The following is an 11,573-nucleotide window of genomic DNA, read 5'->3' on the forward strand; positions in this document are numbered from 1 at the left end:
CGCCGCGAGGATTACCCCAAAGCAGCGGCAGCACGACCATTCGAACCTGTGCCGATCTCAGAGCCCTCGGCAAGAGCTTCCGCCTGCTGCAGGAAGTTCTTGAACTGCTCCTGCGGAACGAATGAACCGCCCGTGGTCCAAAGAATGTGGGTCGCACGAGACATCTTCGCCTGAAGGCCTCTCTCCCGCTGGAATCGGCGTCCAGCTTCATGTCGGACGATGAAATTCGGTCCAATCAGCGCCGCGGCCGCAGATGGCTCCAGCTTCTGACCCTGAGTTAACCATGCCGCACGTAGCAACCTGAACAGGTCGTCGTCGGCAACCGTGAAAATGCCTGCCAGCATTTCGCGCATCACTGTTGCCACGAATGACGACATTCGCGCGACCGCCATGCCATCAGCTTCGGTTCTGTTGGTCAGGCCGATATCATAGACCGAGACGAGTGCCTTGGACCCGGACATCATATGCGCAAGTGCGCATGGCGACTGGGTAGGCTCGACAAAGAAGGCGTGGACGTGGTCACCAAGAATGGCTTTTGCGCCGTAGGCCACGCCTCCGGGGGCCCCGCCTATACCGCAAGGCAGGTATAGAAATAGCGGATGATCCGCGTCGACCGGGATCCCCAGATCTGCAAGTTGCTCTGCTAGTTCACCCGCTGCGGCACTGTATCCCAGGAAGAGGTGACGCGACTGTTCATCATCGACGAAATAGATGGTTGGATCCGAGGCGGCTTTGTCCCGTGCGTTCTCCACCGCGGTTGTATAGTCAGCTTCGTGCTGAACGACTTCAACGCCAAGACGGCGAAGGCGCTCAACTTTCCAAGCCTTGGCATCCGACGACATGTGCACGGTCGCCTTGAAGCCCAGGGCGCGGGCGGCGATTCCGACACTCAGTCCGAGATTGCCAGTACTGCCGACGGCGAGGGTATAGGCTGAGAAGAGTGCCCGGGCTGGGTCGTCGGCCAGCTTCACAATGTCATCGTCGTCGGAGAGAAGTCCGGTCTTTCGGGCGAGCTCCTCGGCAAATAGGAAAACCTCATAGACACCTCCCCGCGCCTTGATGGAGCCAGCCACGGGGAGATGACTGTCAGCCTTGATGAGGGTGCGGCCGAACTCTCTCGATCTGTAGCCAAGGGCCTCATGCAATTCCTTGAGCTCAACAAGCTCAGATCGAATCCGTCCTGACGTCGCCTTAAGTTCGGGGAAGCACGCCGCCAGCAGGGGCGCCAATCGCGCCCAGTTTCTACAAGCATCGGTTACATCGTTGGGCGAAATCGGAAGCTCAGCGTCACCGATGGCTCCATTGCGATACAAGGGATTGAGCCAAAGGGTCGGCTTCGCGGCCAGAAGATCGGCGCGGGCGGGATCTGTGGGCAGCCGAACTTTCATATTGGAATCCTTGGATGTCGCTAGTGTTTCAAGACACGGGCCAGGAACGAGCGGGCTCGATCGTTTCTGGGGTTGTCGAAGAACTCGTCCGGTTCGCCGATCTCAAGGATACTGCCCTGATCAATATAAACGATGCGGTCGGCCACCTCCCGCGCAAACCCCATCTCGTGCGTCACGATCATCATCGTCATACCGTCGGCCGCCAGCTCCCGCATGACGTCGAGCACCTCGCCGATCATCTCCGGATCCAGGGCGGAGGTCGGCTCATCGAACAACATCAGATGGGGCTCCATCGCAAGCGAACGGGCGATAGCCACCCGTTGCTGTTGCCCGCCGGACAGCTGGCCTGGGTACTTGTGGGAGTGCGCTGAAAGTCCGACCCGGTCGAGGAGTTTCAATGCCGTGTCCTCGGCCTCTTTCTTAGATTTCTTGCGGACACGCATCGGAGCGATCGTGATATTCTCGACAACTGTCTTGTGCGGGAAGAGATTGAATTGCTGAAACACCATCCCGACGCCCTTGCGGATGGCCACCAGTTCGCGCTCGCCGCCCAGCACGCGGTCCGCCTGGACAGGCATCTTGTAGCCATCCACTCGAAGATTGCCGGTCTGGTACATTTCCAGGCCGTTAACACAGCGGATGAGCGTCGATTTTCCAGATCCGCTGGCGCCGACCACGACCACGACCTCGCCCCGCGTCACCGAGAGATCGATGTCCTTCAAGACATGGTGGGTGCCATAGAACTTGTTCACGCCCGACATTTCGACAATCGCATTCATCGATCGGCTCCTCTTTGGTTGATGCTCAGCGGCTGCCGCGCGCCAGATGGGCTTCGAGTTTACGGGCTACGAAGGTTATGACCGATCCGATCAGGAAATATGTCAAGAACAGGAAGGCATACACTTCATAGGTCCGATTGCTGTATTCGGGATTCGCGAGAATCATTTGGCCCGCGCGCAGGAAGTCCGTAAGGCCGATGATGAAGACCAGTGGCGCGGCATTGAAGATATCGAGAACGTTGCCAACCAGGGCGGGCACGACGACGCGCAACGCCTGGGGCAGAACGATGGACCGGTTGATGTCGAATTCGGCCATGCCGAGAGACCGGGCCGCCTCGACCTGGCCGCGAGGCACCGCCTGCAGGCCGCTCCGGACGTATTCTGCAACGTAGGCGGAGTAGAAAATCGTGAAGCCGATCATGCCTCGCGCCACGTCGGCAATGCTCAGCTGTGGCGTGAGCACCGGCATGATGATCCAGATCCAGTAGATGACCAGGATAAGCGGCACTGATCGCATTACCTCGATATAGGCGGTGCAGATCCAGCGCACGCTCGAGAAGCGGCTACGTCTGCCGAAAGCCAAGAGGATGCCGATAGGAAGGCTTACGATGGATGTCACGAGGGTCAGAAGGATGCTGAGCAGCAAACCGCCCCACAGGCCCACTCCGGGGGGCGCTATGACGGCAAAGATGGCGATGAGGCCCACGGCGGCACCCGGTAGAACCAAGCGCCGGGCAACCGTAGAGTGGGAGCTGGCGAACCAGGTGCCACCAAACAGGGCTAGGCCGGCCATCGCGAAGCCCACCGCCACAGGATCCCGGACAAACCCGGCCGCCAAGCAGGCGAGTGCGCAGAGAGCAAGCACCAACCCGTGGTGTCTTCGGAGCGCGAAAACGCAGCCAAGTCCCGCACCAAGCAGCGCGGTAATGATCAGGGCCGCGGTCCAAGCCCGCCAAGCCTGGTCGGCCGGGAATATGCCGATCATGAGCACGCGGATGCTGCGGGGAATGATGTCCCATTGGGCGACCGTGAGCGCCCAGCGCAGAGCCTCAAAGGCCATCCAGATGACGGCTGGGATCACCGTCAGCGAAAGCAGGACGTCGAACGGCTTGCCGAACAGATTGTGGTGCGACCATTTCAGAGGTTTAGCAATCATCGCGCAGCTCCAACGGCGTTGAGGCGATGGTCGATCGCACCTACGATAGCGCTGATGATCCAGCTGATTACTAGATAGGCGAGCATCACGATGATGATGCCCTCAAGGCTATGGCCGGTCTGGTTTGCAACGGTGCCATAGATGTTGAAGAGGTCTGGATAGCCGATGGCGATGCCAAGCGCGGTGTTCTTGGTGAGACTGATATACTGGTTGCCAAACGAAGGCAGTACCACCCGGAAGACCTGGGGCAGGATGATGTCGTTGACGATGTCTCTACGGCTTAGGCCAAGTGCGGCCGCGGCCTCCCATTGGCCCTTGGGCAGCGTATCGATCGCACCACGGACAATCTCCGCGATGTAGGACGCGCTATTGAACACGATACCCAGGAGCAGCGCGGCCATCTCAGGGCTGATGCTAGTCCCGCCGCTCGCCTTAAATTTCGAGGCCATCGGAAAATCGACGGCGATCGTGCCCTTACCGAGCATCAGGGCAAAAACGACAACCGCAACGGCGCAGCATAACCAGCGCGCCCTGCCGCGGTCGAAAATCGTTCCGACGATGGCGACGACGCATGCTGTCAACAGAACTAGGGCCACCGCATCGCCTGCGCCTTGCCAGGTGAGTGTCGGCAGATAAAGTCCCTGTTGGCTAATGATCACACCATAAAACTTGGCGGCGCTTGCGATTGCAGGAAACTGCAGGACGACCGCGAAATACCAGAAAACGATCTGGATCAAGAGCGGCGTGTTTCTTACGAACTCGACCACCCAGAAGCAGAGATTACGGACGACCCAGTTGGTTGAGAGTCGTCCAACACCGAAGAGAGTGCCAAGCACAGTGCTGAGCACGATACCGAGGATCGCGACCTTCAGCGTGTTGAAGAGGCCGGCTACAAACGCCTGCGCGAGATTGAGGTCAGCAGTGAAATCGGTGAGTCTTGGCCCGATGCTCTGATCGAAAACAACGGTCTTCCCCTCGCTTATGTCAAAGCCTGCACTGTTCCAAAGGAAGGTGAAGGTGAAGTTGATCCCGCGCTGAGCGAGACCGCTGTTCACCAGCATACCGAGCAGCAGTACCAGCGCGATTGCCACGACAACGATCGCCAGCTGTGTTGCCTGATATTTGACCCTGTTACGGCGTCGGCGCGCAACGATAGAAGCTGCATCCGAGCGCGCGACGCCTGCATTTGCCTGTTCCAACGCCATTGTCCAGATCCGAGCCGCCAGGGATAGACGCCGGGGCGGAGGAGCCCGCCCCGGTCGGTTCACGTGGTCAGTTCCACAGCGGGGAATAGATCGCACCGCCCTCGGTCCATGGGGCGTTCGGCGTGCCCTTGCGGTCTAGGAACATCTTCGTCTTTGGCCCCAGGTTACGATCGTAGAGCTCGCCGTAGTTACCGACCGCCTTGATCGCCTGCGCGTTAAAGTCGTCCGGCAAACCGAAATCCTTGCCGAATCCGGCACCGACGCCGAGGAACTTCTGGATGAAGGGATCGTTGCTCTTCAGCTTCTCTTCCAGGTTGGCCTGCGTGACGCCGGACTCTTCGGCCTGGAACAGGCCGTAGCTGATCCAGCGAAGCGCGTTGCGCCACCGCGAGTCATTCGCGACGACAAAGCCGGCGAATGGCGACTTGTCGAGCGTATCGGGCAAGATCAGATAGTCTGCCGGCTTGGCCGAGTTGCCAGCCCAGGCAGCAAGGGCGGAGCGGTCAGTGCTCATGGCGTTGCAGCGACCCGAGTTCAGCGCGGCGAACAGCTTCTCGAGGTTCTCGTAGGTGAGGACCTTGGAATCTTTCCAGCCACGAGCCTTGAATGCACTGCTGAGAACGGTTTCGGTTGCCGAGCCCTGGGTCGTGCAGAAGGTGGCGCCGTCGAGATCGGCGAACTGCTTCGCGCCCGACGCGACCTTCACCATGATCCCCGTGCCGTCATAGAAATTGATGGGCAGAAAATCGATCGCGATGGCTGACTCCCGGGCCGGTTTCATCGTCGTGTGAGCAAAGACCACGTCGACCTGGCCAGTCAGGACCGCATCGAAGCGGCTCTTGTCGGTTACGGTGACGAACTTCACCTTGGATGCGTCGCCCAGAACGCCAGCGGCGATGGCCTTGCAGAAATCGACGTCGAGGCCTTCCATCTTGCCTGTTGCGGTGTTGAGGTAACCGAAGCCCGGTGCGGTGTTGTCAGTTCCGCAATTCAGCACACCGCGCTGCTTGACTGTGTCCAACACCGATGCAGAGGCCTCGGTGGCAACGAATGCGAGTCCGGCCAAGAAGCCGGCCGTCAGAATTTTGAGAAGAGTCATTCTAGTTCCCCTTTCGGATCGCGATGGCGAATTTGGTCGCCGACTGACTGGCTTTGGCGGGGATCAATGAATTTTTTCGACGGCTCTTGCCGTTCTATTGGATGCGTTCCCACCAGAAACCCAAGGGTCGCGAGGAACACCACACGGCCCGTCAGGCGGCAGTCGCGACGATAGGAGGACATTTCATTCAAATATACTTAATTTTACTTGATTAATACGTAAGTAAAAATGTTGGATTGAGGGCGACCTCGGTCATTATCCTTTTCGCCCAATCGCTAGGCCGTAGGGATCAAGCAGCGGCGTGATAGCGAAGGAGCCTGGATCGCAAGCGGATTGTGAATATAGCGAAATGGCAGGTTCTGGACAGAGCTCCCCGGTAGCAGCCGGTCAGTGCCCGGCCCAATTCCAGCCGCGTGCGATGATGAGCACCTCTAACATTACGTGTCCAAATCCACTACGGGCCGCATGACTTTGACCACTGCCTTTGTGAGCAGCAGTCAGCACTCTGCCACTTGTTTGATGCCGACTTTCGCAAGAAAATGGGCTGCTTTTGCCGTATTCCGCACGAAGTCGCATCGATTGGCGCCAGTACAATGAGTGGCAACCGGCCTCTGCCGCTTACGTGCAAATTGCCCGACATCGAGCTAACGGACCCACGCCGGCCTAATCCTTTGGAATATATATTGAAACTGGCGCACCCGACAGAATTCGAATCTGTGACCTCTGCCTTCGGAGGGCAAGGCACTCCCTGCGCCAGATTTGTAGGCAGGACGGTCTCGTTTCGTTAGCCGCTGCAGTCGGCACTGGCAGTTCGATGGGTGGGGGAAAGGCGGTAGCGCTCTCCCACTACCAACCTACCTTTAAGCTATTGAAATCACAACAAAAACATGAACCTTTGGTGGCGCCCTGTCCAAAAAAACTTCAATGATTTCCGGGCCGAGCCTGCTACCTTGTGGTGCCAACGAAACGTCGCAGAGGCGCCAGACGCGGTCTTTGCCAAGCGCCAGTCTGATGTCGCCTTTGGGCCGTAACCGGACTGTCAGGTCTCGGCAGGCATTTGAGATCAGCTGCCGTTCTCCATACGACCCCATCTCGGTCATTCCAGCCCTAAGCTCGAAATCGTAAAAGCTGCCATTCCTTCGCTGCGGGCCACATCAACAACGCGCCCCCTCCAGTCGTTTGGGGCCGCGGCATCCTCTCCCGAAAGCTGCCGTTGCCCAGCGTCCCCGATGCCCACCCGAGGGACCCCTGCCGGGCATATGTCGATCAGGTTTTCGAGAACCCCAGGCCCTCCAAGGCGCATTCGCCGGAAGATTAGTCGCGCACGCGGTCTGACTCCAGCAGCTGGAGGGTTGCAATCCTCCATAGCTACATTATCTAGTGCACTAGATACTAGTTCGCCAGTGAACTCGGTTTGTCTCTTTGGGCTATGGTATGGCACCTCAAAAAAGCGCGTCACATTTGGTTCGAATGCAAATCTCGTTCGCCCTGTACGGGGCGGCGGGCCGGATGGCACGCATGCACAAGCCGTTCCTCGATCCGCTGGGCCTGACCTTTCCCCAGTACCTTGTGATGCTGGAGCTCTATGCGTCCGCGCCCCGGTCCGTAGGTGATCTTGGAAACGCTATGGGCATGGACACCGGCACGATCACCCCATTGCTCAAGCGGCTCGATACCTGCGGGATGGTGACGCGAATGCGCGATCCCGAGGACGAACGCCGGGTCCTTGTCGATCTCACACCTGCCGCTCACAGCATCAAGGACGAGGTCTGGACCATCTCCGGCAAGATCAAGAGTGCCTGTCAAATGTCCGAGGACGAGATCATTGCGCTGCGAGACACTCTTCATGACTTCGCTCACCCTGCTAAAATTTGAAAACCAAAGGATGTAAAATGAAAATCGGAATCATTGGGGCCGGCAACATCGGCTCGCTGGTTGCAAAGAAGCTGGACGCCGCTGGCCACCAGGTGAAACTGGCGAACTCGCGTGGCCCCGAAAGTCTTGCGGACACAGTTGCCGGCACCGGCATCCAGGCCGTTGGGAGAGAGGCGGCAGTACTGGATGCCGATGTGGTCATCCTGTCAGTGCCCTTTGCCAAGAACCCAGACCTGGCAACGATTCTTGCCGGCGCCCCTGCTGGCGCAATCGTGGTGGACACCTCCAATTACTATCCAACCCGTGACAGCAAAATCTTCGAGGTTGATAGCGGCAAGCCGGAGACCGTTTGGGCCAGCGAGCAGGTGGGGCGTCCCCTTGTTAAGGCTTGGAACGCGCTGCTAACGCAGACATTGGCAGAGGCCGGTTTGGAGGCCGGTGCTCCAGGTCGCATTGCCATCCCGATTTCGGGTGACGACGCCGCGGCCAAAGCACTTGTATCCGATCTCATCAGCGTCACTGGCTTCGATACGGTGGATGCGGGTACTCTTGAGGAGTCCTGGCGACTGCATCCGGGCACTCCCGCCTATTGCACTGAGTTGACCGCCCACGAACTCAAGGCTGCGCTCGCCGCCGCTGACAGGAAACGCGCTCCTTCGAACCGCGACGCCATCATGGCATCGTTCTCCAAGCCGGATGCAGAGTTCACCCGAGCTGGCGCAGTCGCAACCAATCGGTCTCTCTCTGCCTGATTTAGATTGCGGCCGCCCGCGATAAGCGGGCGGCACGCAGCCTTCGCCAACTTACTGGGGCGCCTATTTCACTAGGGCCATCGCCATGGACCCTCGCTCTCCACATGCCCTGAAAATTTCTGAAGGGGTTGAAGCCTTCACGAAACCGTGGCCCCTGGCGTCATTGACCGCCACACTAATCCACGTGTTGATATTGCTCGAGTTTCCAATCCGGTCTTGTGATAGTTAAGTAGGTAAGAGCACTGGTTTCAATGTAGTGAGCAATACATGCCTCAACGACCACGACGTCTTTCTCACCCACGTCGTACTCCTTGTCGCCAACGACAAATTTCGCCGTCCCTTTAACAATAAAGTATATTTCATTGGTTTCCTTATTCAGGTGCTGACCTGATTGTGGACTTATCATCGTCAGCGTTTGATATGAAATGCCCACCTCACTGTTTAGGAAATATTTCCATATCGTACCCTCTAACGTATTTATCTCTTTCGATTTTCTAGCTGGAATATGCATCGTTAGTCCTCATTGATGTCGCGCTTAGTTTCTTCATCGAGCTGCGGCCGAATGCGCTCCATTCGCCGCCAAATTCTCGCGCTCGGCCTGTGGCCACGTTTTTTTAGTCTGAGCTGACCATCAGGCGCCGCAGACGCCGAAATTTCCTTCGATCAGCCCCGCTCAACCGCAGCCTCGAGCAGCATCTTGGCCGCATCGCGCGTTGCAAGAGGTTCAACGCCCCCCCTCATGGCTTGTGCGTTCACGAGCGAGCCCTGGATGAGCGCTAGGATCTGAACGACCACGCTCTCTTGATTTTTTAACTTCAAGGGCTGGACGAGCGACACGACAAACTCATGTAAGTCATGGAAATATGCTGCGAGCGTTGCCTGCACCTCTGGGGTTTCCGCGTCCGGTCCGAACTCGGCCAGCCCTCGAACGAAAGGACAGCCGCGAAAAGTAGGCGCCTGGAAGGACTCGTTCAGTGCGTCGAATATGGCCAGCACGCGATTCAGCGGCACCGGTCCGGCTTGTTCGGTTGCAGTCGCCAGCATGTCGAACCACAGCGCGCTTTTGTGGCGCAGATAGGTAGCTGCAAGATTGGCCTTCGAGGGGAAGTGCTTATAGAACGTCATCTTTGCGACGCCGCTCTCGGCGATGATGCGATCTATTCCCACCGTATGGATGCTGTTCCGGTAAAATAGTTCAGACGCTGTTTTCAGAATTCGCTCTCGCGGAGCCAGGGCGTCCAGCGACCGCGATTCCAGGTCGAGGTACTCACTCACATCCAAAGTTTTCATTCTCGCCTGCCAGTGCGCGCTCGGTGTAAAAAACAGAATAGTCTGTCTATTTTCCCTTTGCAAGAGACATACAGGTCTGTATATATGCCGCTTGTCCCGTTAGGTGGGCAAGCGAGAGGATCGAGAAAATGAGCAGTAAGGTTGTAGTTGTTACCGGGGCGAGCAGCGGTTTTGGAAAGCTCACCGCCTTGGAGCTCGCCAGGCGCGGGCACGTGGTGGTCGCGACCATGCGCGACATCGAAGGCAAAAACAGCCAGATAGGCAGTGAGCTAATCAACGCTGCAATAGCCGAAGGGCATGAGCTGCAGGTCATTGAGATGGATGTGACGAACGAAGCGTCGGTCAACGCTGCGATCGATCGGGTCGTCGAGCAACACGGCAGGATTGATGCGCTCATCAACAACGCAGGCACGATGTTCGTCGGCGTGACCGAAGCCTACACGGTGGCAGACATCGAGCAGCAATTTGCGGTGAACTTTTTTGGGGCCGTAAGGGCCGACCGCGCCGTCCTACCCCATATGCGTGCTGCGGGTAGCGGCGTGCTGATCCATGTCACCTCGTTGATGGGGCGCGTCATCTTTCCGTTCTTTGGTGTCTATTCCGCGAGCAAGTTCGCGCTTGAAGCGCTTGCCGAGGCATATCGATATGAACTGTCCAGCTTCGGCGTAGACTCGGTGATCGTGGAACCCGGGCCATTTCCGAGCAATCTGCTTCCATCTAGCCCAGCGCCCTCGGACGAGCAGGTCTTGGCGACATATGGCGCAGTTGCGTTGGTCCCAGGCCAAATCAAAAACAACTCCGATCAGGGACTTGATCCTGCGAATCCACCCCGCCCTCAGTTGGTGGCTGACGCCATCGCACGGCTAGTCGAGGCTACGGAACGGCGCCCATTGCGCACCGTCGTCATGCCAGAGGGCATGGACTTCGGGGTGGAGGGACTGAATCTGGCCGTCGCTCCTATTCAAAACAACCTGCTTACTGCGCTCGGTATGTCGAACATGATCTGATAGCGGAACCGCCATCACGTCGCGGCCTATGACCTCAACGTCAGCTTTCGGCGCACGGGCGCCGAAAGCCGGCGGTCTGATTGCGGGCCCAAATTACCCAATCGCCGAAGTCTGCTTTTCAGGCCGGTCGATGCAGGAGCGGACTGTCCGCAACCCACCCCGAGACCGACAGGCCAGCAACCCACCTAGCGCGTTGAAGCGGCCGTCCGCGCTACGTCGGATAGCCGCTCAACTTCAAATTTCGGTTCGCTCAGCCAAGAGCAGCGCGTCCTCCACATCGGCACCTAGATATCGGACGGTGTTCTCAATTTTGGAGTGACCGAGCAGGATCTGGATGGCGCGGAGATTGCCTGTCGCCTTGTAGATCATTGATGCCTTCGTGCGCCGAAGAGAGTGTGTCCCATACTCCTCTGGACGCAGTCCGACTGCGGTCACCCACTCGTCAACCAGACGCGCGTACTGCCTCGTGCTCATATGGCGTGCGTGATCAATCCGGCTTGGGAAGGCGTAGTCCTCGACCGTGCCTCCACGCCGTTCGAGCCAGGCCAGCAGGCTCGCTCTTACGTCGCTGGTGATCTCGAACTGGACTGGACGACCTGTCTTCTGCTGCACGACGATCGCACGGGTCCGGATTTCCGGTCCGGCAACTAGATCACGAATCCTGATCTTGACCAGGTCGCAGCCGCGAAGCTTGCTGTCGATCGCAAGATCGAACAAAGCACGGTCCCGGACACGTCGCTCGCGATCGAGGAAGAAGCGAACTGCCCAGATCTGTTTCTGTGTCAGCGGACGCTTTGTGCCCACCTTCTTGTCTGCATTCCAAGCGGCTCTCTCTCGGCTAGCATCATCGAAATAAGAATGGCCCATGTGAGTTTTCCTCGGCCTTGATTGGCCAGACGAGGAACGGTGTCACCAGCATCACGCCTTGGGGGCCGATGAACGAACCCGCTGCGCGGGAGGGGCGCCTGCGGTTGAGGTAGAGATCAAGAACCGGTCGTCGCGCTCGCGTTGAGCGTCGTTCG

The 11,573-nt window shown here is 58.2% G+C and carries 11 protein-coding genes; 3 read left to right on the forward strand and 8 right to left on the reverse strand.

Annotation, left to right across the window (positions count from 1 at the left end):
- Window positions 1-11: 11 nt before the first annotated feature.
- The 5 genes from dsdA to NKH19_RS29095 form a co-directional block, all read right to left on the reverse strand.
- The gene (gene dsdA, locus NKH19_RS29075) at window positions 12-1,388 is read right to left on the reverse strand and encodes a D-serine ammonia-lyase (protein WP_352869732.1); all 1,377 of its coding nucleotides are present in this window, start codon (window positions 1,386-1,388) and stop codon (window positions 12-14) included.
- A gap of 20 nt (window positions 1,389-1,408) precedes the next feature.
- The gene (locus NKH19_RS29080) at window positions 1,409-2,167 is read right to left on the reverse strand and encodes an amino acid ABC transporter ATP-binding protein (protein WP_352869730.1); all 759 of its coding nucleotides are present in this window, start codon (window positions 2,165-2,167) and stop codon (window positions 1,409-1,411) included.
- 25 nt (window positions 2,168-2,192) lie between these two features.
- Window positions 2,193-3,323 (reverse strand): amino acid ABC transporter permease, encoded by a 1,131-nt coding sequence (locus NKH19_RS29085; RefSeq protein WP_352869728.1) that lies wholly within the window; start codon window positions 3,321-3,323, stop codon window positions 2,193-2,195.
- A complete protein-coding gene (locus tag NKH19_RS29090) occupies window positions 3,320-4,528 on the reverse strand; it encodes an ABC transporter permease subunit (RefSeq protein ID WP_352869726.1) in 1,209 nt (402 codons plus the stop codon). The genes NKH19_RS29085 and NKH19_RS29090 overlap by 4 nt, the downstream gene beginning before the upstream one ends.
- 67 nt (window positions 4,529-4,595) lie before the next feature.
- Complete coding sequence (locus NKH19_RS29095; protein ID WP_352869724.1) at window positions 4,596-5,627, reverse strand: transporter substrate-binding domain-containing protein; 1,032 nt, start codon at window positions 5,625-5,627, stop codon at window positions 4,596-4,598.
- Between the two features lie 1,518 nt (window positions 5,628-7,145).
- On the opposite strand from NKH19_RS29095, the gene NKH19_RS29100 reads away from it, so the two are divergent.
- Both NKH19_RS29100 and NKH19_RS29105 read left to right on the forward strand, forming a co-directional pair.
- Entirely contained in the window at window positions 7,146-7,502 is a 357-nt protein-coding gene (locus NKH19_RS29100; protein ID WP_352869722.1) for a MarR family winged helix-turn-helix transcriptional regulator, read from the forward strand.
- Window positions 7,503-7,519: 17 nt separating this feature from the next.
- Entirely contained in the window at window positions 7,520-8,254 is a 735-nt protein-coding gene (locus NKH19_RS29105) for an NADPH-dependent F420 reductase (protein ID WP_352869720.1), read from the forward strand.
- Window positions 8,255-8,429: 175 nt separating this feature from the next.
- Here NKH19_RS29105 and NKH19_RS29110 read toward each other — a convergent pair whose 3' ends face one another.
- Together NKH19_RS29110 and NKH19_RS29115 are read right to left on the reverse strand one after the other, a co-directional pair.
- Window positions 8,430-8,765 (reverse strand): cupin domain-containing protein, encoded by a 336-nt coding sequence (locus tag NKH19_RS29110; protein ID WP_352869719.1) that lies wholly within the window; start codon window positions 8,763-8,765, stop codon window positions 8,430-8,432.
- A gap of 152 nt (window positions 8,766-8,917) precedes the next feature.
- Window positions 8,918-9,544, reverse strand: coding sequence for a TetR/AcrR family transcriptional regulator (locus NKH19_RS29115; protein WP_352869718.1), 627 nt, complete (start codon window positions 9,542-9,544; stop codon window positions 8,918-8,920).
- 128 nt (window positions 9,545-9,672) lie between these two features.
- On the opposite strand from NKH19_RS29115, the gene NKH19_RS29120 reads away from it, so the two are divergent.
- Entirely contained in the window at window positions 9,673-10,551 is an 879-nt protein-coding gene (locus NKH19_RS29120) for an SDR family oxidoreductase (RefSeq protein ID WP_352869716.1), read from the forward strand.
- Window positions 10,552-10,785: 234 nt separating this feature from the next.
- On the opposite strand, the gene NKH19_RS29125 is transcribed toward NKH19_RS29120, so the two are convergent.
- Entirely contained in the window at window positions 10,786-11,418 is a 633-nt protein-coding gene (locus NKH19_RS29125) for a tyrosine-type recombinase/integrase (protein WP_352869714.1), read from the reverse strand.
- Between the last annotated feature and the right edge of the window lie 155 nt (window positions 11,419-11,573).

Origin of the sequence: Mesorhizobium sp. M1338 (assembly GCF_040318045.1) — a bacterium.
GTDB lineage: Bacteria > Pseudomonadota > Alphaproteobacteria > Rhizobiales > Rhizobiaceae > Mesorhizobium.